The sequence below is a fragment of the Paenibacillus sp. FSL H3-0321 genome (assembly GCF_038002865.1).
Lineage (GTDB): Bacteria > Bacillota > Bacilli > Paenibacillales > Paenibacillaceae > Paenibacillus_AQ.
On record NZ_JBBODH010000001.1, the window covers coordinates 5,199,715 to 5,224,555 of the forward strand.

Consider the following 24,841-nt stretch of genomic DNA (forward strand, 5'->3'; position numbering starts at 1 on the left):
AAATGAAGAACAAAAGAGCAATGTATCTGCTGCTGCCGGGCCTCTTGTTCCTGGCAGCCTTCATGCTGGTCCCGATCACGCTGACCATTGCCTCCACTTTCGTGCAGGATGGGAGGCTGACGCTGGAAGGGTATCTGCATTTTTTCCGCGACGGGTACTTTAACCGCATCCTGCTGACTACGCTCCGGGTAAGTGTCGTGACCACGCTGGTCTGCATGCTGCTCGGATATCCGGCGGCTTATTATATTTCGCGGGCAAGCGCACGGAAGAAGAGCCTTCTGCTGGCGCTGTCGATCTTCCCGCTGCTGACCAGTCCCGTTGTGCGTTCCTTCAGCTGGATGATTATTCTCGGCAAAAAGGGGCTGATCAACTCCTTCCTGGTCAACACCGGGCTGATCGAGAAGCCCCTGGATATTCTCTATACGCCTACGGCAATGATGATCGGGCTGGTGCATTTATTCCTGCCGCTGATTATCATCACACTGCTGGGGGTCATGGAGAATCTGGACCATGAGCTGGTCCGGGCGGCGCGCAGTCTGGGCGCCTCTCCGTTTGCGGCGTTCCGCAAAATCACCTTCCCTCTGACAGTGCCGGGGCTGATCATCGGCGGAATTCTCGTCTTCGTCGGCAGTCTGACGGCCTATACCACGCCGGCGCTGCTCGGCGGTAAGGAACGAGTGGTCTCCACCTTCCTGTACCAGAATGCCATGACGCTGAATGACTGGCAGGCGGCTTCGGTTATTGCCGTAATTATGATCGTCATTACATTTGTGGTCGTGGGGCTGATGAACGTCTGGGCCAACCGATTAAATCCGAAGGGGTGAGAACATGAAGGAAGGAAACCGCGCGCTGTCGCTGTATACGCTGTTGGTCTTTATTTTTCTGCTGGGTCCGCTCATCATCATTTCCGTTACTTCCTTTGAGCCGGGCACAGTCCTGAAATTCCCCCCTGAGGGCTTTTCATTGAAGTGGTACAAAAATATCTTCGAGGTCAGCGCGTTCATGGAGACCTTCAAGACCTCGATTGTGATCTCGCTGCTCGGCAATCTGCTGGCGCTTCTCCTGGGTGTGCCTGCGGCCTATGCGCTGAGCAGATACCGGTTCCGCGGACGGGATACGCTGAATGCGATTTTTCTGTCCCCCGTCCTGATTCCCGGCATTGTTCTGGGCTTCACGCTGCTGCGCTACCTGATTGTAGTGTACGGGCTGCCGATTGTAGCCGGACTGTTAATCGGACATACGGTAATCATGCTGCCTTTTATTATCCGGGTGATTGCCTCGAGTCTGGAGAATTTCGATTTCGCTGTGGAAGAAGCGGCGCAGAGCCTGGGGGCTTCCAGATTGTACACATTCTTTAAAGTGGTCCTGCCCAATATCCGTTCCGGTATTCTGGCGGCCATTCTGATCGCTTTTCTGGAATCCTTCAACAATGTGGACATTTCCGTGTTCATGACCGGTCCGGGGATCAGTACCCTGCCGATTCAAATGCTGACCTATGTGCAAAATTACTTCGATCCCACGATTGCCGCGATTTCAGTCATTCTGATGGTGCTGACGGCGGCGCTGATGTTCGTCATTGAGCGTCTGATGGGATTCGCTTATTTTACCAAACGATAAACGGAGGCATAACGCAATGTCACTATTAAGTCTTGATCATGTATCGGTTGCGTATGACAACCGTTTGATCCTGGAGGATTTCAATCTGTCGCTGGCCAAGGGGCAGCTTCTCTCGCTGCTTGGCCCAAGCGGCTGCGGCAAAACGACCACACTGCGGCTGATCGCCGGTTTTCTGAACGCGGAAGCAGGAGCATTTATGTTCGGCGGGAAGGACTATACCAAGATCCCCGTGGAAAAGCGGAATTTCGGCTTTGTGTTTCAGAGCTACGCGCTGTTCCCGCATCTGTCAGTCTATGACAATGTGGCGTTCGGCCTCCGGCTGCGCAAGCTGAAGGAAGCGGAGGTTAAGAAGCGGGTTACCCGGATGCTGGAAATTGTCAGCCTGGGCGGCTTTGAGAAAAGACTGCCCGCTGCCCTTTCCGGCGGACAACGCCAACGGGTAGCGATTGCCAGAGCGCTGGTCATCGAGCCGGACCTGCTGCTGTTCGACGAGCCGCTCAGTAATCTTGATGCCAATCTGCGGGTGAACATGCGGGTGGAAATCCGCCGCATCCAACAGGAGCTGGGCATTACGACCGTCTATGTCTCCCATGACCAGGAGGAATGCTTCTCCATCTCCGATCAGGTAGCCGTGATGAATAATGGCAAGATCGAGCAGCTCGACAAGCCATCGGCGATCTTCAAGTACCCGGCCAGTGAATTTGTGGCCCGGTTTATCGGGTTCGGAAACTTCATCTCCTTTGAGGGCAGGAATGACGAGGGAGCGGATATCGAGCTCAGCCGGGGAGCGCTGAAGTTCCAGGCGGCCAAACGGCCGGGCGGGGAAGGCAATACCGGATTACTTGGTGCCATCCGCCCTGATGATCTGCAGCTGCTCGGCACTGCGCCTGATCCAAACGCCGCCGGCAACACCCTGCCTGGCACGGTGCAGATCAGCACGTATCTCGGCCGCAGCTATCAATACCAGGTGGAGACGGAGCTGGGTGTATTCACCGTTAATCAGGAAATGGAGCAGCCTTTCATTCAAGGACAGCAGGTTACGGTTTATTTTCCAAAAGAGAAGCTGGTGCTGGTGCAGTAGCGCTTCATAAGGAGCATACATGATGATTACAGATCAACTTATACTGAACGCTAAAGTGTACAACAGTTACTATAAACGGTTCGAGACGGCGAATGTCGCCGTGAAGGAGGGGCGTTTCCTCTATGTGGGGGCGCTCGGCGCGGAGACGTTCACAGCCGGGGAAGTCATTCAGGCGGAAGGCCGATATATGGTGCCAGGCCTGATTGATATCCATCTGCATATCGAGAGCACGATGATTACGCCGGAGACCTTCTCTTACGGTATTCTGCAGCATGGGGTAACTACAATTGTTCCAGAACCGCATGAAATGGCCAATGTATTCGGCGTAGAGGGCGTACATGAGATGATCCGGGCCAGCCGGGACTGTCAGGTGGACATGTTCTACGCGATTCCAAGCTCGGTGCCGGCGACTCCGCTGGAGACAACGGGCGGCTCAATTGAAATTGCCGATATCGACGAGCTGATGGAGACGGAGCAGATGATCTGTCTGGGCGAAGTGATGAATTATGTTGATGTCATCCGCGACCCTGATTGCAAAAGCAACCGTATCATCCAGCATGTCCGCAGCCGTTATCCCGGTCTTGTCATCGAGGGGCATACGCCGAAGCTGCTGGACCTTGATCTGCACCGCCTGATCTATGCCGGGATTGATTCGGATCACACCCACCAGAGCATTGAAGGGCTGACCGCACGGATTGCAGCCGGGATGTTCATCGAGATTCAGGAGAAATCGATGACTCCGGATGTGATGGAGTATCTGATCAGCCATGCGGTCAGCGAGCATTTCTGCTTCGTGACCGATGATGTGATGACCGATTCCCTGGTGCAGACCGGGCACCTTGATCATCTGGTACGTAAAGCCATCGCCATGGGCATGTCCCCGGAGGACGCGGTCTATGCGGCCACCTTCACCCCGGCCCGGCGGATGAAGATGGCTGACCGCGGCGTGATCGCCCCGAACAAAGCCGCCGATTATGTGCTGCTGTCGGATCTGGACAGCTTCGCTATTGATAAGGTCTACAAACGGGGCGTCCAGGTCTACGACCGCATGCAGCCGCTGCCTCAGGTGGAGCGGGGGCCGCGGTTCCCGGCCCATTTCTACCGCAGCGTGCAGTTGGCTCCATTGGCTGCAAGCGACTTCGCGGTGTCATCGGAGCTGGCGGACGGCCGCTATGGCTGCCGGGTGATGATGGTCAACAACGTGTCCACGTTTACCGAAGAGAAGCACGCTGCGGCCGAGGTTAAGGGCGGCCAGCTGCAGTGGCAGGAAAGCGGCTATGGCCTGATTGCCACCTTTGAGCGTTATGGCAAAAACGGCAACCGCGCCTACGGCCTGATCGGCGGCGACACGATTAAACGCGGTGCCATTGCGACTACGTATTCGCATGACAATCACAATCTGCTCGTCGTAGGTCATAACTCTGAGGACATGATCCTGGCGGCGAATACAGTGATAGCTGCACAAGGCGGCTTCTGCGTCGTATGTGATGGCGAGGTGCTCGCATTGCTGGAGCTGCCGGTTGGCGGTATCCTGACCGAAGCACCGCTTGCAGAGACGGCTGAGCGCGTGCTCGCGCTGCGGACGGCGATGGAATCGCTGGGTTATAATCATTACAACCCGATTATGTCGATCAGCACCCATTCGCTCCCTGTCAGTCCTGCACTCAAAATCACGGACCACGGCCTGATTGATGTCGGCGCCGGACGGGTGGTACCGCTGCTGTTTCCGCTTGGAGAAGAGTAGCCGCTGCTAGATGCAGCGGTAAAGTCATTGAGATAAGAAGACGGGGTATCCCAGCAGGGGATGCCCCGTCTTCTTGTGAATACTGAATCTAACGTCTGTATGCTGCAACGAGGCATCTCTGCTTGATATAGCTCCTAGCTCATAATAGCTCATAATAGCTCATAATAGCTCAAAATCGGCGGCTGCTCACCAGCGCCAAGCTCACAGAAGTACATAATTGCATTTACTGCAATTAAAAAGAGCTGCAGCAGCCTATTTTCAGCGATAATTGCATTTCGTACACTTAAAAAGGACAATAAGCTTACTTTTCCTGGTATCGGCGATAATTAACTGTACACAGTGCAATTATATTTTGATTAACGCTGATATGCGCCTTTTTAGTTGCACGAAGTGCAGTTATGATGTGGCAAGGTTCTAATTCTTCTATGGAGCAACAGCCGTACCAGCTCAACAAGCAACCTTTCAGGCAGAAACGCGGACTCAGCAAAAATGGTTTTAGCATAAGCATATGCTGGCTGCTCGCACCGGCTTTTTCCCATAAGATTCGGCTTTTGCGATTGACTTGCGTATGACACGACCCTATGATGATTAATAATATAAAATATAAGCGGAACTGGAAGAGGAGAGAGCGAACAGCATGGCTATGGAAATCGAACGCAAGTTTCTGCTGCCGGAATATCCGGAGCGGCTTATAGAGGACGGACAGCTTACGGTACTCACCAGGCACAGCATAGATCAGACCTATCTCGCGATCGAAGACGGGCAGGAACTGCGTGTGCGCAAAATTACCGATTTGGATTCAGGAGAGGTTACCTTTACACATACCTTCAAGGATGGCAAGGGGATCAGCCGCCAGGAGATTGAATATTACATCTCGGAAGGAATCTATAATCAGATGATTGATGCGGTTAAGGCTATTCCGCTGGTCAAAACCCGGATTACCGGCTTATGGAACGGTACTACGGTGGAAATTGATCTTTACACCCAGTTGGAGCTTACGGTGCTTGAGGTTGAATTTGATTCGCTGAAGGAAGCAGAAAGCTTCGCCGCCCCGGACTGGTTCGGCGAGGATGTCAGCGTAGAGAAGAAGTACAGCAACAAAACCGTCTGGAAGCAGCTGCAGAATAAATAGTGCAGCCGGTTCAGCCCTGATTTTTTATCGCAAAAGTTGACACATAAATAACGGACTTTAACGCTTAAACGTGTTACTATATAGGTTAAATAAAGAGGGGTTCAGGAGGATGAGACAGGTATGGAGTATATAAGCACAAGAGGAAATGTGGAAGCCAGAGGCTTTATTGATACGGTTCTGATGGGGCTTGCGGATGATGGAGGGCTGATGGTCCCTTTTAAGACCCCGGTGATTTCCCCGGAAACGCTGGAAGAGTGGAGAAGCCTCAGCTTTCAGGAGTTGTTCCTGGAGATTTTCTCCTACTATACCAACGACGAAATTCCCTACGAGGATCTAAAAGAAATGGTATACACCAGCTACGGAAATTTCCGTGCGCCGGAGGTTACGCCACTTCGCAAGATTAATGATTCGCTACATGTGCTGGAGCTGTTTCATGGACCTACGTTTGCTTTCAAGGATGTGGCGCTGCAGTTTATGGGTGAGCTGTATTCCTATATCTCCAAGGTGCGGGGCGAGATCATCCATATCCTCGGCGCAACCTCGGGCGATACCGGAGCGGCAGCCATTCAGGGCGTTCGCGGCAAGGAAGGGATCAAGATCTGCATCCTGCATCCGCATGGCAAAGTAAGCAAGGTACAGGAGCTGCAAATGACGACGGTGGATGACAGCAATGTGCTGAACCTGTCCGTGGAAGGCAACTTCGACGATTGCCAGAAGGTAATTAAGGAGCTGTTCGCGGATCTGGATTTCAAGGGGCGGTATCATCTGCGGGCGATTAACTCCATTAACTTTGTACGTATCCTGGCCCAGACCGTTTATTATTTCTATGCCTATCTGCAAATTGAAGGCAGTGACGAGAAGAAGATCAATATCAGCGTGCCTTCCGGCAACTTCGGCAACATCTTTTCAGGCTATTTGGCTAAAAAGATGGGCCTGCCGATCAACAAGCTGATTATCGCGACCAACGAAAACAACATTCTTGAACGGTTCGTGCTGACCGGAGAATACAAGCCAGGAAGCTTTACGGGCACTTACAGCCCGTCGATGGACATCCAGGTGGCGAGCAATTTTGAACGCTATCTGTATTATCTGTTGGACGAGGATACAGTGAAGCTGTCTGCATATATGTCACAGCTGCAAACAGACGGCAAAATTACGGTGGACGGCGAGCTGTTCAACCAGGTGCAGGCTGATTTTGCCGCGCTTGGGGTCAAGAACCAGCAATGCCTCGATACCATCGGCAAATACGAGCAGGAATACGGCTATCTGCTGGATCCGCATACAGCCTGCGGCATCGCGGCTTATGAGGCCTTTAGCGGCTCAGGCGAAACGGCCATTACCTTCGCAACGGCGCATCCGGCCAAATTCGATGAGGCGATTGCCCTGACTGGTATCAAGCAGGACTTCCCGGCGCAGATTTCGGCCTTGTTCGAGAAGCCGCAGCATATGACGGTAGTCGAGCATGACAAGGCGGAGATTGTGCGGCAGCTGCAAGCTTTTTACGGATAAACAAGCCAGCTGTTGGCTGAACTAGACACCCTTGATTCATATAAACGCCAAGAGCCCCTTTCTTCACCAGAAGAAGGGGGCTCTTGGCGTTCTTAGAATATAAGAATTTATATGCTTCACGCTATAAATTATCCTTCTATTTCTCGCTGAAACGGATACCGTCCTCTTGAGGACGGTATCCGTTTCCACTTGGCGCAGTACACATAGGGCTGTGATCTGATCATGCTGCGTTTTACGTTTATACGCCACGCACCGCTGCCAACTGCTGTTCCCTGGCTTTCTCGCAGAAATCAGCGACTTTGTAGGAGACGTAATAGGCGAGCATTTTTTCCGAATCGGAAAAATCGGTATCCAGCAGTCTCGCGATATGATCCAATTTATATCTGAGTGTATTCCGGTGAACATACAGCTCGTCGGAAGCGAGCTGCATGTTCCGGTTGTTTTTGAGATAAACAAAGAAGGTGTGGTACAGGGTGGACTGATGGACGGCATCGTATTCCTGCAGCTTGAGCAGCTCCGGATGACGATACACTTGCTCCTCGCCGGACATCACGTCGGCAGAAAGCAGCTCATAGAGCTGGACATCGGCATAGTAGGTCAACTGCTGCCCCGGGCAGAGAATCCGGCCGATGCGGATTGCACTTAAGGCTTGCAGATAGTGCATTCTGCACTGGGTCAGACTGGAGAACATGCTGCTGAGACCTATGGTGATGCCAGTCTGGTCCAGAAATTGCTGCAGCTGCCTGCTGCGGGCAAGCTCTTTGGAGAGGTTTCCGTCATGGATCATCACGATCCGGCCCTCATAATAGCTGCATGGACTGCCGGGGAAAAGCTGTTGTAAACGCTCTCTTAAATAATCGTCATAACGGCCCGATCCCTCATAGCGGGTTAGATCGAACAGCAGCACAAGCAGTTGTGTGCCGAACTTTAGGCCTGCCGATAACATCCGGTCCCGGATAGTTCCGGGGTCCTGAGGCTGCTGATCCAGCAGTCCGCAGATGAAATCCTCCACCTTTATATTTTTGGCGTTGCGGTAGTAGCTGCTCTTGCCCATTTCTTCCGCAAGGATGGTGGCGGCAATCGCCAGCAGTTCGGGATCTCTGGGCCGGAAAGGGCTCTTGCAGCCGAGCAGCAGCACGTTGCCGACTTGCTTGCCGCCTACTTTTATTTTGGAGATCAGCTTGGTATTGGCAGTCTCCTCGCAGGTAACTTCATACGCAGCATCCGTTTGTTTGCCCCGCCTTACACTTTCCATTCGGTTCACAGCCGCAATGAAGTCATAAGAGCAGTAGCCCTTGCGGATATTCTCGTTCCACAGATAATCGTCGATATCCTCCTGGCCGGAGTGGGCCACAATCTTGAAGCTTGCGTCAAACACAATCACGGGATTTCCCAGCAGCCCTGCGGCTGTGTTCACAATTGCCGAAAGGCCTGCGCCAGAAATGTATGCTGTGAACAAAGATGCGGTATAGTGCTCAACTTCGATTGTTTCACGCTGCAGCTCATTTAAGGTAACATCCATTGGTATCGCCCCCTAATAATCATAGTGCAATTTGCACTATAAAGAAGTGATTTTTGGCGCTTGTAAATATATTCACAAAGTAACTGGAGCCTTACACTATAGGTGGAGGTGCTAAGCAGATGAAATATGAGAAACTGTTTGCAGCAGGAAAAATAGGACGTCTTACCCTGAAGAACCGGATTGTAATGCCGGCCATGGGCACGTCACTGGCAGCGGCCAGCGGCGAAGCCTCGGACGAAATGATTGCCTTCTATGAAGAACGTGCCGCCGGCGGCTGCGGCCTGATTATTACAGAGATTACGCGGGTGGACAACGAAACGGGTGTGGGAACTCCCAACCAGCTGAATGCAAGTGATCTGTTATTCGTTCCGCGTCTGGAGAAGCTGGCCAGAGCCATACACCGCCATGACAGCAAAATCTTTCTCCAGCTGCAGCATCCCGGACGGCAGAATCACGGGCGGCTGATCGGCGGCAAGCAGATTGTGGCGCCTAGCGCAGTGATGTCATCAGCCATTGGCGAAATGCCCCGGGAGCTGACTACGGAAGAGGTTGAAGGGCTGGTGCGCAAATTCGTATTCGGCGCGGTTATCGCCCAGACTGCAGGGATCGACGGTGTGGAAATCCATGGTGCCCACGGGTATCTGATCGGGCAGTTTCTAAGCCCGCTGACCAACCTGCGGACCGACAAATACGGCGGTTCACTGGAAGGCAGAATGCGGTTCCTGAGCGAGATCGTTCAAGGAATCAAGCAGACCTGCGGGGCCGGATTCCCGGTATCCGTACGGATCGACGGGGATGAATTTGTGCCCGGGGGCATTACGCTGGAAGAGGCGCTGCTCACAGCGAAACATCTGGAACAGCTCGGTGTAGACTGCATAAATGTAAGCGCTGGCACCTATGAGTCGTCCAATACGATCATTGAGCCGATCTCCTATCCGCAAGGATGGAAAAAACATCTTGCTGCGGCCATGAAGCAGGCCGTTCAAATTCCGGTAATTGCTTGTGATGTAATCCGCAAACCGGAGTTTGCCGAGAGCCTGCTCCAGGAAGGAAATACGGATTTCGTGGCGCTCGGCAGAGCCCAGCTGGCCGATCCGGAGTGGGGGAACAAGGCCGCAGAAGGCCGCGAAGCCGAGATCAGAACCTGCATCTCCTGCCTGTACTGTATCCAGGAAGTAATGGAGTGCAAGGTCATTAAGTGCGCCGTCAATGCGCGGGTAGGGCGGGAGCTTGAATTCGCCGAGCCGCCGCGGGATGGCGGCGGTAAGGTTGTGGCAGTGATAGGCGGCGGTCCGGCAGGCATGGAGGCTGCGCGGATTCTGGCGCTGCGGGAGTTCAAGCCGGTGCTGTTCGAAGCACGGGATGTGCTGGGAGGCAGCGTGGAGCTGGGCAGCCGCCCGCCGCTTAAGGAGAAGCTGAACTGGTTCATCGACAATATGCAGCATCAGCTGGAGCAGCTGAATGTGGATGTCCGGCTTTCGACGAAGCCTACGCTGGAGCAGCTGAAGTCGCTGAATCCGTATGCGGTATTTGTCGCTGCCGGGGCACGGCCGATTGTGCCTGCTATTCCGGGAGTGGATAAGGCAGCGGTCTGCACAGTTGTCGACGTGTTAAGCGGAGCTGCTGTAATCAAGAACAAGCGGGCGGTAGTGATCGGCTCGGGCATGACCGGACTGGAGACGGCGGAATATCTGGCCGGCCTCGGCAATCAGGTCACGGTAGTGGAAATGCAGCCGCGGGTTGGCCCGGATGCGTATCTTCCGAACCTGATTGACATTGTCACCCGGCTGAAAAAGAGCGGCGTGGAGCTGCTGGCTTCGACGAAGCTGGTAGAAGTGCGGGACGGGGCCATTGTGCTGGAGAACAGCGCCACGGGTGAAACCTCAGTGAGGGAAGCGGATGCCGTAGTGCTGTCCATTGGAGTTGCACCTGAGCGTTCATTCACGGAAGAGCTCAAGCTGGCCCTGCCGAAGGTGAAGGTAATTGGCGATGCCGGCAAGCCCGGCAGAATCGGGCAGGCGATTCAGTCCGGCTTCGAGACAGCTTTTGTACTGAATTGATACTAAATAAAGGAGGATTCAATGATGGGGAGTTTTGTGAAAAGTTTTGCGGATATCAAGAAGTATGGAGGCAGACCGACTACCTTCTATGATGCAGAGATGCTTACGGTGTATTGGGAGACGAAACCGGAGATTATCGAACGCCTGCTGCCGAAGCCGCTGAAGCCTGCCAGCCGTCCGCTCGTCAATGCGTTTGTGGCCGACTATCCGGCAACGAACTTCTGCCCGCCTTACCGTGAAGCCGGGTTGTTCGTGCTGGCCGACTATAACGGACAGCTGGGCAACTATTGTCTGTCCATGCCGATTACAAGCGATATCGGTATGGCGATGGGCCGCGAGGTCTGCGGCCTGCCTAAGAAGATGGCCGATATCCGTATGAACAGCTCGGAACGTACCTTCGAAGGTGCGATCAGCCGGCATGGCGTTGACTTTTTCAACATAAAGGCCACTATGGAGGACCGCTTCAATGACGGCAAGGCCGGAGGGATTCTGGAGGAGTATTACGGCAAAGACATTCCTTTATACAACATCAAGTATGCCAATGCGGTTGACGGAAGCGGCTTTGATCTGATGCCTACGCTGGTGACCCAGCGGCTGGTCAGTGACGTCAAGGTGTATAAGGCTGCCGAAGCTTCGATTACCTTCCAGGAGTCTGAGCATGATCCATGGAGCGAGCTTGAAGTCGTGAACATGCTGGGAGCGGTCTATACCGTCAGCACGAATGTGCTGGAAAAAGGCAAAGTGCTGGAACAACTCAATCCGATGGAGTTCCTGCCCTATTGCTATCTCCGCTGGGACTGGTGGGAGAACAAGCTGCAGCCGGAACATACCCCATCGTCCATATAAGTCGAGAACACGGCATTATCAGAACAGGCTTACAAAACTATTAGGAGGGTTTACGATGAACAATCTTTTTGACTTAACGGGGAAAACGGCAATCGTGTCAGGCGCATCTAGCGGGATCGGTGTGGAGTTTGCGGAAATGCTCGCGGATCAAGGGGCTGATGTGGCGATATTGGCGAGAAGATATGACAAGCTGAAGGCGGTGGCTGAGAAGATCACGGCGAAGTATCCGGAACGCCGGATTATCCCGATCGAATGTGATGTAACCAAAGAAAACCAGATTATTGCTGCGGTTCAAAAGGTGATGGCCGAGTTCGGCAAAATTGATATCCTGCTGAACAACGCCGGTATCGTCGATTCCGTGCCGATTGAAGCACTGGAGGAGGAGGCCTGGGACCGGGTGCTTGATACCGATCTGAAGGGCGTGTTCCTGATGTCCAAACATGTTATCCGCCATATGAAGGAACGGAAATACGGCCGGATTGTCAATACCGCCTCCATGCTGGGGCTTACCGCTTCGGCGTCCATCCCTACCCATTCCTATAACGCGGCTAAGGGCGGAGTGATTCACCTGACCCGGGGTGTGGCAGCAACGTATGCGAAGCACGGAATTACTGTCAATGCGATTGGACCGAGCTTGTTCAAGAGTGAAATGACAGAGAATACGCTCTTTTCGGAGCAGGCTTTGAAAATGTACAACGCCGTATGCCCGATGGGCCGTCCCGGAAATCCCGGTGAGCTGAATGGAGCCGTGCTGTATTTTGCCTCGGATGCTTGCAGCTACACTACCGGGCAAACGTTGTTCGTTGACGGAGGCTGGACGATTATATAATTTAAAAGTGTTGTGAGGAGAAGCGCCTGCATTTATGCAGGTGCTTTTTTTCACATAGTGATCCTATCAGAATTTGTCGGAAATTACCCGTTAAAAGTGGACATGACCACCCTGACAGTGAGAAAATAGCATATAGAGATTAGTGAGAACAAAAAAAGGACGGGATCATCATGACAATTCGATTCGGGGTCGTAGGCACCAACTGGATTACAGACCGCTTTGTTCAGGCCGGACTGGAAAATGAGGAATTTCTCCTTACAGCCGTATATTCCCGCACAGAAGAGAAGGGCCGCGCTTTTGCCGCCAAATATGCGGGTGCTGCCATTTACACAGATCTGGAGGAGATGGTCTCCAGCGGCGAAGTGGACGCCATATATATCGCCAGTCCCAATTCCATGCATGCCGAACAGGCGCTGGTGTGCATGAACCATGGCAAGCATGTGATATGTGAGAAACCGGCCGCTTCCAACAGCACGGAGCTGCGGGCGATGATTGAGGCTGCGAACAGCAATGATGTGCTGCTGATGGAGGCGATGAAATCAACCTTCATGCCGAATTTCGGCGTCATTCGAGACAACCTCTACAAGCTGGGTCAAGTGCGGCGGTATTTCGCCAGTTATTGTCAATATTCGTCGAGATATGATGCATACCGGCAGGGAACGGTGCTGAATGCTTTTAATCCGGAATATTCGAACGGCTCGCTTATGGATCTGGGCATTTATTGTCTGTATCCGCTGGTGGCATTGTTTGGCAAGCCTGATTCGATTAAGGCTACGGGTATTATGCTTTCTTCCGGAGTGGACGGGGAGGGGAGTATGGTTATGCGCTATGCCGATATGGATGCGGTTGTCATGCATTCCAAGATTGCCGATTCCTATTTGCCTGCCGAGATTCAGGGGGAGAACGGAACGATGGTGATCGACAAGATCAACCAGCCCTATCAGGTCAAAATTCATTACCGCGACGGTACGGTCGAGGAGCTTACGCTGCCGCAGGTATTCGAACCGATGTATTATGAGGTGCAGGAATTCATCCATCTGCTGAGGAATGGACACCGCGAGAGCAACACCAACAGCCATGCCAATTCGCTCGCGGTTGCGGAGGTAATGGAGGAAGCCAGAGCACAGATCGGCCTCCGCTACGCCTCGGATCTATAGTTGAAACCGCTGGGATTACAGAGGGAAAAGGGGAGCAGAACTTGAAGACTTTCAAAAAGGTGTACATCGAGATTACAAGCGTCTGCAACCTGGCCTGCAGCTTCTGTCCGCCCACGGAGCGGCAGAAGAATTTCATGAAGCTCGATACCTTTAATACGATTCTGGACGAGATCAAGCCGCATAGCAGTCATATCTATCTTCATGTCAAAGGCGAGCCGCTGCTGCATCCGAAGATCGGCGAGCTGCTGGACGCTGCCCACGCCAAAGGCTTCAAGGTCAACATTACGACCAACGGCACGCTGATCCATAAGGCGGGGCCGAAGATTCTCGGCAAGCCGGCGCTTAGGCAGATGAACTTCTCGCTGCACAGCTTCGACGGACATGCTGGCTCAGAGAACCGCGAGGGCTATCTCCGGGAGATCATTTCGTTCGTGCGCGAGGTTTCAGCGCAGGGTGTGATTATCTCCTTCCGGCTATGGAATCTGACGGAGGATAACCTGACCAATCTGGAACGAAGCCGCAACCGCGAGACATTGGCCTTGCTGGAGGAGGCGTTTCAGCTGGATTTCAAGATTGAGGAGAAGGTTATGCCGGGCACTGGCGTCAAAATCGCCCCGCGCATCTATCTCAACCAGGACCATGAGTTCAGATGGCCTGCCCTGCATGAGCCGGAGGACGACGGCAAAGGCTTCTGCCATGCGCTGCGCAGCCAGGCGGCGGTGCTGGTCGACGGCACGGTGGTGCCGTGCTGTCTTGATGGCGAGGGTGTCATCAACCTCGGCAACATCCATGAGAAGCCCTTCTCCGAGATTGTCGAGGGCGAGCGGGCGAACAACCTGTTCTACGGCTTCTCCCGCAGGGAAGCCGTAGAGGAGCTGTGCCGCAAATGCGGGTACCGGCAGCGGTTTGGAACTTAAGCTTTTGTAGTTGCTGTATCCAAAAAAGAGAACCGGGACTTTCCGGTTCTCTTTTTTGATGGAACAAAGACGTTTAACTTATATCTGCTAGGACTGGAGGAACGGTAGTGTCTGCCTGAAAGCTTTCCGAAGGAAAGCTAGCATCGAAAGCATAAGCAGTCTTCGGGTTTCTACCGCTTATAGCGATTAAAATCAAGAAATTTGAAGACAACAGCGGCCGGAAGTCCAAATATTCACCGTAGTTGCGACTGGAAAGTGTATTCCTGGCTCTGAGTACAAACGGATCGAGTTGCACTTATTTGGGGCTTTTAGCCTGTTACAGGAGGACAACGGACTCCAGCGCAGTTATTTCTCCCTGATGGCCGTTTTTAGATAGAATGCAGAGCTGATAAGGTCATCTGGGTCCGCAAAAGAGAATAAACAGGGGTTTTACTCTCCATAGCGTCTCCTGAGTCCGTTACGAGTAAACGAACCCGCCGCGGGCTTTAGGGACCCTACTTTCAATACTAAATCCCTGCTTCCCCAGAGCTCTTCATTTTGAAGACACGCTCTAGTCTTTGAGGATCACATCTGCCTGTATAAGTGTTTTTTCATAACTCGTGCCTGGATTGAGGATTCTCCACAGCAGCTGATCTACAGCTCTTGTACCAAGCAGCTCCTTATTGACATTAACGGTCGCCAGGAATGGTATGGAAGGGTGCGTATTATCAAAACCGGTAAACACCAAAGTGTCGGGTATAGCCATGCCCATAAATTCGATCGTCTCCATGGCGAACAAGGCGTAAATATCGTTTGCACATACAAAGACCTCGGGCAGCCCGTGTTCGGTAATGGCAGCCGCGAAGGTTTCCCTGAAGTTATCAATTTCGGGTCCGTTAAGTGAGGGGATCTGCTTAAGTTCGATATCATTATCTTCGAGTGCTGCCCGAAAGACAAGGAATCTTTCATAAAAACTATGGGCATCACGTATGTTCCCGAGGAATTGATAGTCCCGGTAGCCCTTATTAATGACAAAGTTCATCATTTCTTTCATGCATGACGGATTATCGGTAAAGATGGAATCGCAATGAAAGCTGGGGTCGGAGTGATCCACCATCATGACCGGAATGCCCAGGCTACGAATCTCTACCAGAATAGGTGTTGAAATGGAACCTACCGTAATCACACCCATGATCGCTTCAGGGTTAAGAAGAGAAAACATCGAGTCGTCTTTAGGTTCCGTTAATGTTAATACGTTAATGCCTCTCTGATTCAATCTGGAAGAGATACCGCTAAATACCGGTCCCCAATACAAAGATTCCGGGTTCTGGTAGCGGATGTTTGGAAATAAAACCAGAACTGTGCCGGACCATTTGCGGGCATCCAGCTCGACCAGCTCGCCTGGAGTTTGCGCAGACTTAGAGTCTTTAAAGTAACCAAGCTGTCCGGCGGCCTTGAATATCGTATCTCTCGTCTGTGAACTGACTCCGGGTTTGCCGGATAATGCCCTTGACACTGCAAATTTCGACAGCCCCGTAAAATCAGCTATGGATTGGATAGTTACTTTACGTCGCATACAAATCATCCTACTTTAATCAGATTATTTTGTAATTCCCGAAGACAATTACATTACAATTTTACATGAAGAATGAGTGACTAACACTTGTTTTTTTGAATTCGGTTATTTACTGGTTTTGTTATTTTGTTTTAGGACTATATTTTTTCTTGATGTTTTTGGTAATTGTTATTTTTGTTATGCGAAAAATAACGATGTTATTTAAAATGTACAAGCTAATGACTTATTTACGATACAACTTGTCCAATTTCATGGAAAAAGTGAGATTATGGATAAAAAGTGATTGACCGTTTTCTTAGGTGGTGGTAATATTTGTTATGTTAAGAAAAACAAAATACAATAACAAATAAAGGTGGTGTTCCAAACAAACGAAGGAAATTGTGCTTCTGTTATTTTTTTATGCAGTCGTGTAAGCGCTTTATCCAGAAGGGGACAGCACTGACGTATTCATATCATTAACGGGAGGTTTGACGAATGAGAAAGATAAAGGGGTATTCAGTTTTATTATTATGCTTTGTTTTTTTACTTACCGCCTGCAGTGGCGGAAACAATGCTGCCAACAATACAAAAGTAAATGCGACTACTGAGCCTGCAGCTACAGAAGCAGCGGTAGAAGCAACAGCAGAAGCAACGGCAGCGCCGGTTGACATGGGCGGACGTGTAATTAAGGTAGCGGCTTGGTGGGACCTGAAGCCTGCAGGCAATTCTGCTTCCGAGAAGGAACGGCTTGCCAAAATTGCTGAAGTAGAGAAAAAGTATAACTGCAAGTTCGAATTTGTAAATGTTCCTTTCGAAGAGTTCATGCCTAAATTCACGGCTACCGCGCTTACGGGTGAGCCCTTTGCCGATATCGTTATTATGGAGTACAACTCGGCATGGCCTGCAATCCTCAAGGGACAGCTGCTGAAAGTAAGCGAATATACTACAGCTGCTTCCAATATCAACAATGAAGCCAAACTACTGGTTAAGGCACCTCAAATTGCAAACGAGTTCTATGCCTTCGCTGAACCCGGCACCGGCGGTGCGGGCCTCCATTACAACCGCGATTTGTTCAAAAAACTGGGACTTCCCGATTTGCAGGAGCTTTATGCCAGCGGACAATGGAATTGGGATAAATTCATTGAAGTTGCCAAACAAGCTACTAAGGATACGGATAATGACGGTAAAATCGACACCTATGGATTCTCGGGCTGGGCTATCGATATCCTGCGCAACTTCTCCGCAGCTAACGGTGGGAAGATTGTGGACGAAGCCACAAGTACACAAGGTCTGACGGATCCCAAAGTCATTGAAACCGCTGAATTTATAAACCGTTTGTACAACGTTGAAAACGTTATCAAAGTCAAAGGATCAGACAAAGTTGGTTATGACGAATTCAATACCTTCAAAGATGGCGATGTAGCGATGTTCCCGGCTCCAATTTGGAATTTGGGAGATTTGACTTTCGATTTTGGTGTTGTTCCGTTCCCGAATGGACCCTCAGGATCTCCTGAACTTACCTATGCTGATAACGGCAAGAATGCATTCTTCATTCCTAAAGGCGTAAAAGATCCACAGGCTGTCTACCAAGCTTTCGAAGATACCTATGATATTACTCAAACCGGAGATTTCCCGAGCCAAGAGTGGCTGGAAAGCATCTACACTCATGAAGAAGATGTAGCTATGATGCATGAGCATATCAACAATACAGGCCAGATTCTTTTGGAAACCGCTTACCCGGAATTCCCGACCTACAATTTCATGAAGGACATTATTGTAAACAATCAATCGGTTACAGCAACAGCCGAGAAATATAAGCCAGAGGCGGAGGCTTCCATTGCCAAGCTAGGCAAGTAACAGAAGCGGTTCGTATCGTCATAAGAACAGGGGGATGTCTTGACGACTCCCCCTGTTGTATGAATATAAGATTTCACCACAGCACGTAAGCTCTCCCGTAAAAGGGGGATAACCGCTTGCGCTTGTAAGGAGGACTTCTGGTGATAAGTAAAATGCGTCAATCCAAAATGGCTAAGAATATAACGCTTGCTGCAATGGCATTGTTGATCACGCTTCCGGCAGGCTTAAATGTACAGGCAGATGCAAGCGCGCAAGCAACGTCTGCAGAGGAGCAAGTACCCAATGATACAACGGCGACGGTGGTGACGGCGGCTTTTAATGAGCATAAATACGTTTCCTACTTAACCGAACATGAGGGGGCTCCCAGACCTGATCAAGAAATTGTACTGGAGGCGGCTAATTATAGTCATGTTGAGGGCAACGGCTTCGAGAAGCTGGCGGATTACGAAGGCATGGCGGGCCAATCTCTATTAACGGGGGAATCCGGCAGGGTCGAATGGAATGTTCAAGTCGCGGAAGAGGGCTTCTATAATTTATCCATGCTGTATTATCCCGTTGAAGGGAAAAGCTCAGCGATTGAGCGCGCCTTATATATTGACGGCAAGCTCCCTTTTCGGGAAGCAGCTTTCTTGCAGTTTGACCGTATTTGGGTTGACCAATTGGATCAGCTGGTTCAAGACAATCAGGGCAATGATCTGAGGCCTAGACAGATTGAGAAACCGGGCTGGAGCGAGAAAGCGTTCCAAGACTCTAATGGTTATGAGAATGAGCCCTTTTTATTTTATTTCTCTAAAGGCTCACACACGTTAACTTTGGAATCTTCCAGAGAACCAGTCGTTCTTAAGCAGTTGAAGCTGTTTAAGCAAGCTGAGCCGCTGCCTTATAAGGAAGTAAAGAAGCAATTGGATGCCGATGGTGTTCAGGCCTCAAGGGGTCAGCTCCTGAGGATCGAGGGAGAGGATGCGGCTGCCAAATCATCGCCGACCTTGTACCCGCTTAGCGAGCGTTCCAGTGCCGCGGTTCATCCTTACAGTTCTTCCAAGATCAAAATCAATACCATAGGCGGGCTGAATTGGCGAATACCCGGCCAGTGGATTGAATGGGAAATTGATGTCCCTGAGACCGGATTATATAAAATGGCCTTTAAGACACAGCAGAATTATGTCAGGGGGATTTATTCCACCCGGAGGCTGACCATAGACGGAGTAGTGCCGTTTGAGGAAATGGCAAAGGTTCCTTTTCGATATAAAAGCTCCTACCGGTTGGACATTATGGGTGGGGACGAACCTTATTTATACAAGCTGGAAAAGGGCAAACATGTTGTGAGGCTTGAGGTAAGCCTTGGCGAGTTCGCCCCTTTAATTCGCGAGGTGGAGGACAGCCTGTACAATCTCAATTCCATGTACCGCAAGATCCTGATGATTACGGGAACCAAGCCGGATGAATACCGCGATTACCAGCTGGATAAAAAAGTGCCTGACATGCTTGAGGTGTTTGGTGCCGAACGGGAACGGTTAACCGGGATTGCCAAGCAATTGGTCCAGTTGTCAGGACAATCGAGTGATCAGGAAGCGCTGCTCAAAACAATGGCACAGCAGTTGGGCGAATTAATGGATGATCCGGACACCATTCCAAGAAGACTGGCCGCATATAAGACGAATACCGGGGGACTTGGAACATGGGTACAGACAGCAAGAGAGCAGCCGCTTGAAGTAGATGCGCTTTACTTAGCTTCTCCCGGTAAGAAGTTTCCCAAGAAAGGGATGGGTTTTGGCTCGAAGTTTAAGCATGAGACCGCTACCTTCTTCGCTTCCTTCTTTACCGATTACAACCAGATCGGAAATGTGTCAGAAGAGGATGACCAGAAATCAGTAACCGTCTGGATCGGAAGCGGACGGGATCAGGCGAATACGATGAAGGCCATGATTGATGAGACATTCACATCCGCCACGGGCATTAATGTCAACCTGAAGCTCGTCAACATGACGACATTGCTTCCGGCTACCTTAGCCGGGCAAGGACCCGATGTAGCGATGCAGATCGGCAATGATCTGCCTGTCAACTTTGCGATGCGCAATGCGGCGGCGGATCTGACACAGTTTACAGACTTTGATGAAGTGAGCAGCCGTTTCCGGGAAAGCGCAGTTGTACCTTACAGATATGACAGCGGAGTGTATGCCTTACCTGAGACTCAGACCTTTAATATGCTCTTCTACCGGAAGGACATTTTGGAGGAGCTTCATCTGCAAGTGCCTCAGACATGGGATGAGGTATCCACTTTACTTGCTGTGCTCAGTAAGAACCATATGCAGTTTGGACTGCCGGTTGTGGTCCAATCCGCAGTCCAAGGGCAGAACATCCCGCCTAACTCGATGTATGCCGCTCTCTTATTTCAGAATGGCGGACAATTTTACCGGGATGGCGGACAGGAGTCAGATCTCGGTTCGCGGACCGGGATGGAAACGTTCAAGCAATGGACGGAGTTTTACACCGATTACAAGCTTGAACGTGAATATGACTTTGCCAATCGGTTCCGCACAGGAGAAATGCCTTTCGGCATAGCCGATTACACACTATATAACCAGCTTTCTGTATTTGCTCCGGAGATTCGGGGGATGTGGGGCTTCGTGCCGATCCCGGGAACCGTGCAAACAGATGGCACCTTGGACCGGACGGTATCCAGCGGCGGAAGTGCTGTCGTGATGATGGATAAGGCCAAAGACAAGCAGGCGTCTTGGGAATTTATGAAATGGTGGACGAGTGAAGAGACGCAAACGGTATTCGGACGTGAGATGGAAGGGTTGATGGGGGCGGCAGCCCGTTATCCGACCGCTAACATCAAAGCGTTGGACAGCTTGCCTTGGCCCGTTGCCGATTATGATAATTTGAAAGCCCAGTTCGAGTGGACCGAAGGTGTTCCTGAAGTTCCGGGCGGGTATTTCACGGGCAGACATTTATTCAACGCTTTCTACAAAACGGTAGTCGGCGGCGTGGAAGCGCGGGAATCCATTATGGACTATGTCCAATATATCCAGGACGAAATCACCACCAAACGGAAAGAGTTTGGTCTATAGCGGTAAGGAGGAGGGTCAAGCGTGCAAAATTGGTGGAGCCTGAAGTGGCGGGAAATGAGAGCCAATAAGCATTCGTATATTTTGATGGCGCCGTATATGATATTGTTCGCCGTATTTACGGTCTTGCCTGTCTTGGTCTCGATCGTGCTTAGCTTCACATACTTCAATATGTTGGAGTTTCCGAAGTTTATAGGCTGGCAGAACTATACCCGCTTATTTCTGGAAGATGACGTCTTTCTGATTGCCCTCAAAAACACACTGTTATTCGCAGTGATCACAGGGCCGATTAGTTATATCGCCTGTTTTGTTTTTGCCTGGATCATTAATGAACTGTCTCCAAAGCTTAGAGCTGTAATGACGCTCGTCTTTTATGCGCCTTCCATTTCGGGAAATGTCTATTTCATTTGGCTCATGATCTTCTCCGGGGACCGGTATGGAATCATGAACGGATTATTACTGAAGTTTGGCTTTATCCTGGAGCCGATCCAATGGCTCAAAACGGAAGGCTACATTATGCCTATCATCATCCTTGTTCAATTATGGCTCAGTCTCGGAACAGGGTTCCTCACGTTCATTGCAGGCCTGCAGACCGTTGATGGAACGTTATATGAAGCGGGAGCTGTGGACGGGATCAAAAATCGCTGGCAGGAGCTGTGGTACATCACCTTGCCTTCCATGCGCCCGCAATTGATGTTCGGTGCCGTTATCCAGATAACGACCGCTTTTGCCGTAGCTGATGTTTCGATTGCGCTGGCAGGGTTCCCGAGCGTGAACTATGCAGCGGAAACCATCGTCACACATTTGATTGATTTTGGCACAACCCGATTTGAGATGGGCTACGCTTCAGCTATTGCTACCGTGTTGTTCTTGATCATGGTTGGATCGAACCTAATTGTTCAAAAACTGCTTAGAAAGGTGGGTGAATAGAGGCATGAATATCCCCTTTCAAATGAATGCAAAACAACGGTTAAGCCGGTCGATCCGGATGCCGAAAAAGCGGGTGAACCGTTCAGCATGGGGCACTTTATCTTTATTCGCCCTGCTCACCGTATTTGGAGCATTTATGATTCTGCCGCTTGTCTACGCTATTAATAATGCGTTCAAGCCGCTGGATGAAATCTTTATCTTCCCGCCGACGTTATTTGTCCGCCATCCAACGATGAACAACTTCATAGATCTGTTTAACCTGCTCGGAAATTCCTGGGTTCCATTCTCGCGGTATATTTTCAATACGGTATTTATTACCGGCACGGGTATTGTCGGTCACGTATTGCTGGCCTCGGCAGCGGCGTACCCTCTCGCTAAACATCATTTTCCCGGCAAAAAGATATTGTTCAGCATTGTTGTCTTGTCGCTTATGTTTACGCCGGCAGTAACCGCGATGCCAAACTATATGATCATGTCCTGGCTCGGGTTGATTGATACTTACTGGGCAGTCATTATTCCGGCATTTGCTTATTCCCTGGGTTTATATTTAATGAAGCAATTTATGGAACAGATTCCGGATGTGCTGCTGGAAGCTGCTAAGATAGACGGGGCAAGCGAATACCGCATTTTTTGGTCCATCGTTATGCCTAACGTAAAGCCGGCTTGGCTGACGCTCATCATTCTATTATTCCAAATTCTATGGGGCAGTGACGGGAACGGGTTCATTTACAGTGAACAGCTGAAGTCGCTTCATTTTGCGGCGGGCCAAGTGGTGGCCGGGGGAATTGCCCGTTCCGGTGCAGCAGCGGCGGTAGCTCTCATTTTAATGAGCGTACCCATTACGCTGTTTGTTTTTTCGCAGAGCCGGATTATAGAGACGATGGCTACTTCGGGAATGAAGGACTAAGGGGGGAAGACAGTTGATAGCAAAAAAATGGCTGCCCGCGGTTATGGCAGCATCCCTGCTGTTATGTTATGCAGCTCCTGCGCCGGCGTCTGCTGAATCTACGCCCTATGAGAGCTACAACTATAATTACTGGGAAGAAGCGGTACCTGCTCCTGCTGCTTATGTACCTGACCGTACCCTATCCGGAAAGGATCTCGGTGTGGGCGATTTTCTGGATCCCGGCGATATGGTCGTTGCGGCAAGCGGACTGATCTATATTGCTGATAGCGGGAACGGACGGATTATTTGTTTGGATAGCGACTGGAAGGTCAATAAGGTCATTAGCGGCTTCGATAACAAGGGCAAAGCGGAAAAATTTAAGAATCCAAGCGGATTATATGTTAATCAGGAAGGCAATCTGTTTATTGCCGATACGGATAACGGTCGCATTGTTGTTCTGTCCCCGGAAGGGGACTTGCTACGAATGATAGAGCAGCCGAAGTCCGATATTTTACCGGCTGACTTCAAGTTTATTCCTGTTAAAGTGACGGTAGACCAGGCGGAACGTGTCTATGTCATCGCTAAAGGGATATTCGAAGGGATTATGCAGTTTGATAAAAACGGCGACTTTATCGGTTATGTCGGTACGAACAAGGTGAAGCGTGACTATACCGAATATTTATGGCGGTTACTCTCCACCAAGGCGCAGAAAGCGCAGATGGCATTGTTTGTGCCTACAGAGTTTTCCAATATTGATGTTGATTCTAAAGGGTTTCTGTATGCCACGAATATTGATCCGGGCTCGAAGGAACCGATAAAACGTCTGAATCCATCCGGTGAGGATGTGCTGAAGCGATTCGGATACTTTGATGTTAAAGGTGATATCAGGTTCCGCATCTCTGTAGGACCTTCTAAGTTCACGGATATTAAAGTTCTTGCCAACGGGATGTACAGTGCTCTTGATGCTAACCAGGGCAAAGTGTTCACGTACAACGATGAAGGTGACCTTCTCTATGTGTACGGCGGTAAAGGCAACCAGGTCGGAACCTTTAAAATACCGGCTGCCATAGAATTTTCTAACGGGAACCAGCTCGTACTTGACCGTGGCAAAGGAAACATAGTCATCTTCAAGCCAACCCGGTTTGGCACAAGCGTCAATCAAGCGGTAGGGTTTCACTATAATGGCGAAGATGCCCGGGCTGTCCCGGTGTGGAAGGAAGTTCTGAAGCTGAATTCCAACTATGATATCGCTTATATCGGCATTGGCAAATCATTGCTGATGGACAAAAGCAATAAAGAGGCGCTGAAATATTTCAAGCTCGGAATGGACCGCGACGGTTATTCTGTGGCCTTCAAACGGTACCGCAGGGAAGTCATGCAGGAGCACTTCGGAACATTTCTAACCGTGATAATGATCCTGGTGTCAGGATGGCTTGCTTTCAGGCTCTTTCGCTTCTGGAGAAGAAAGCGGCTGTCAGGAAGATCCCGGCAGGCTTCGCAAAACCTTAAGGAGGGTAAAGCCCATGAGGCAGGATTTCATTAAATTCCCGCTGCACCTCATTGTGCATCCGTTTGATAGCTTTTGGGATATGAAGTATGAAGGAAAAGGTAAAATCCGGGTAACGTTGACGATTCTATTGCTTGTAGTCATTTCGATGATATTAAAAAATCAGTTCGCAGGATTCCTTGTCAATTATAATGATCCGCGTCATCTGAATAGTATCATACAATTATTTACGATTGTTTTTCCCTTCTTTCTGTGGTGCTTATCGAACTGGGCAATCACAACGCTCATGGATGGGGAAGGGGAATTCAAAGAAATTATGATGGCCACAGGTTATGCGCTTGTCCCCATCGTGATCATTTATACGCCGATGATTATTGCAAGCCGGTTTATGGCGGAGGAAGAAACGGCCTTTTATTATTTGATGATGTCGATCTCCTCCATATGGTTTGTAGCTCTTTTATTCGTTGGTATTATGACCGTCCATCAATATACCGTGCTCAAAACAGTGGTAACGATGCTGCTCACGGTTGTTGTCATGGGAATTGTCATATTTCTGGGAACGCTCGTATTAAGTATGCTTCAGCAAATCATCGAGTTCTTCGTTAACATTTATCGGGAATTAACTTTCCGTACGTAAAGGAG

General features: G+C 50.5%; 19 protein-coding genes. 17 read left to right on the forward strand and 2 right to left on the reverse strand.

Features of this window, described 5'->3' with window-relative positions; translation table 11 throughout:
* Positions 1-2 precede the first annotated feature (2 nt).
* The 6 genes from MHI45_RS23335 to thrC all read left to right on the forward strand — a co-directional run bounded on the left by MHI45_RS23335 (position 3) and on the right by thrC (position 7,083).
* Positions 3-824: an ABC transporter permease gene (locus MHI45_RS23335; RefSeq protein WP_076110407.1), complete on the forward strand. Its 822-nt coding sequence runs from the start codon at positions 3-5 to the stop codon at positions 822-824.
* A gap of 4 nt (positions 825-828) precedes the next feature.
* A complete protein-coding gene (locus tag MHI45_RS23340; protein WP_038586142.1) occupies positions 829-1,617 on the forward strand; it encodes an ABC transporter permease in 789 nt (262 codons plus the stop codon).
* Positions 1,618-1,633: 16 nt separating this feature from the next.
* Complete coding sequence (locus MHI45_RS23345; protein ID WP_076110406.1) at positions 1,634-2,698, forward strand: ABC transporter ATP-binding protein; 1,065 nt, start codon at positions 1,634-1,636, stop codon at positions 2,696-2,698.
* 22 nt (positions 2,699-2,720) lie between these two features.
* Complete coding sequence (locus MHI45_RS23350; RefSeq protein WP_076110405.1) at positions 2,721-4,442, forward strand: adenine deaminase; 1,722 nt, start codon at positions 2,721-2,723, stop codon at positions 4,440-4,442.
* Positions 4,443-5,079: 637 nt separating this feature from the next.
* A complete protein-coding gene (locus MHI45_RS23355; protein WP_076110404.1) occupies positions 5,080-5,574 on the forward strand; it encodes a CYTH domain-containing protein in 495 nt (164 codons plus the stop codon).
* A 120-nt stretch (positions 5,575-5,694) separates the two neighbouring features.
* A complete protein-coding gene (gene thrC / locus MHI45_RS23360) occupies positions 5,695-7,083 on the forward strand; it encodes a threonine synthase (protein ID WP_076110403.1) in 1,389 nt (462 codons plus the stop codon).
* A gap of 238 nt (positions 7,084-7,321) precedes the next feature.
* Here the strand turns inward: thrC and MHI45_RS23365 are convergent, their stop codons facing one another.
* Positions 7,322-8,605, reverse strand: coding sequence for a PucR family transcriptional regulator (locus MHI45_RS23365; protein ID WP_076110402.1), 1,284 nt, complete (start codon positions 8,603-8,605; stop codon positions 7,322-7,324).
* A 119-nt stretch (positions 8,606-8,724) separates the two neighbouring features.
* Here MHI45_RS23365 and MHI45_RS23370 point away from each other — a divergent pair, with 119 nt between their 5' ends.
* The 5 genes from MHI45_RS23370 (at position 8,725) to MHI45_RS23390 (ending at position 14,414) form a co-directional block, all read left to right on the forward strand.
* Positions 8,725-10,665 carry an NAD(P)/FAD-dependent oxidoreductase gene (locus tag MHI45_RS23370; protein WP_076110401.1) on the forward strand — a complete coding sequence of 647 codons (1,941 nt, stop codon included), beginning with the start codon at positions 8,725-8,727 and terminating at the stop codon, positions 10,663-10,665.
* A gap of 21 nt (positions 10,666-10,686) precedes the next feature.
* Entirely contained in the window at positions 10,687-11,511 is an 825-nt protein-coding gene (locus MHI45_RS23375) for an acetoacetate decarboxylase family protein (protein ID WP_083675588.1), read from the forward strand.
* Between the two features lie 55 nt (positions 11,512-11,566).
* Complete coding sequence (locus MHI45_RS23380) at positions 11,567-12,340, forward strand: SDR family NAD(P)-dependent oxidoreductase (RefSeq protein ID WP_038586158.1); 774 nt, start codon at positions 11,567-11,569, stop codon at positions 12,338-12,340.
* A gap of 170 nt (positions 12,341-12,510) precedes the next feature.
* Positions 12,511-13,497: a Gfo/Idh/MocA family protein gene (locus MHI45_RS23385; protein ID WP_076110400.1), complete on the forward strand. Its 987-nt coding sequence runs from the start codon at positions 12,511-12,513 to the stop codon at positions 13,495-13,497.
* A 41-nt stretch (positions 13,498-13,538) separates the two neighbouring features.
* Entirely contained in the window at positions 13,539-14,414 is an 876-nt protein-coding gene (locus MHI45_RS23390; protein ID WP_076110399.1) for a radical SAM/SPASM domain-containing protein, read from the forward strand.
* Positions 14,415-14,964: 550 nt separating this feature from the next.
* On the opposite strand, the gene MHI45_RS23395 is transcribed toward MHI45_RS23390, so the two are convergent.
* Positions 14,965-15,969, reverse strand: a complete 1,005-nt coding sequence (locus MHI45_RS23395; protein WP_076110398.1) for a LacI family DNA-binding transcriptional regulator — start codon at positions 15,967-15,969, stop codon at positions 14,965-14,967.
* A gap of 474 nt (positions 15,970-16,443) precedes the next feature.
* Here MHI45_RS23395 and MHI45_RS23400 point away from each other — a divergent pair, with 474 nt between their 5' ends.
* The 6 genes from MHI45_RS23400 (at position 16,444) to MHI45_RS23425 (ending at position 24,836) form a co-directional block, all read left to right on the forward strand.
* Positions 16,444-17,805, forward strand: a complete 1,362-nt coding sequence (locus MHI45_RS23400; protein ID WP_076110397.1) for an ABC transporter substrate-binding protein — start codon at positions 16,444-16,446, stop codon at positions 17,803-17,805.
* 194 nt (positions 17,806-17,999) lie between these two features.
* Positions 18,000-20,879, forward strand: coding sequence for an extracellular solute-binding protein (locus MHI45_RS23405; protein WP_439823161.1), 2,880 nt, complete (start codon positions 18,000-18,002; stop codon positions 20,877-20,879).
* Between the two features lie 54 nt (positions 20,880-20,933).
* Positions 20,934-21,806, forward strand: a complete 873-nt coding sequence (locus MHI45_RS23410; protein WP_081966099.1) for a carbohydrate ABC transporter permease — start codon at positions 20,934-20,936, stop codon at positions 21,804-21,806.
* 58 nt (positions 21,807-21,864) lie between these two features.
* Entirely contained in the window at positions 21,865-22,713 is an 849-nt protein-coding gene (locus MHI45_RS23415; protein WP_379144308.1) for a carbohydrate ABC transporter permease, read from the forward strand.
* Positions 22,714-22,726: 13 nt separating this feature from the next.
* Positions 22,727-24,235: an NHL repeat-containing protein gene (locus MHI45_RS23420; RefSeq protein WP_076110396.1), complete on the forward strand. Its 1,509-nt coding sequence runs from the start codon at positions 22,727-22,729 to the stop codon at positions 24,233-24,235.
* Complete coding sequence (locus MHI45_RS23425; protein WP_076110395.1) at positions 24,216-24,836, forward strand: YIP1 family protein; 621 nt, start codon at positions 24,216-24,218, stop codon at positions 24,834-24,836. The genes MHI45_RS23420 and MHI45_RS23425 overlap by 20 nt, the downstream gene beginning before the upstream one ends.
* Positions 24,837-24,841 lie beyond the last annotated feature (5 nt).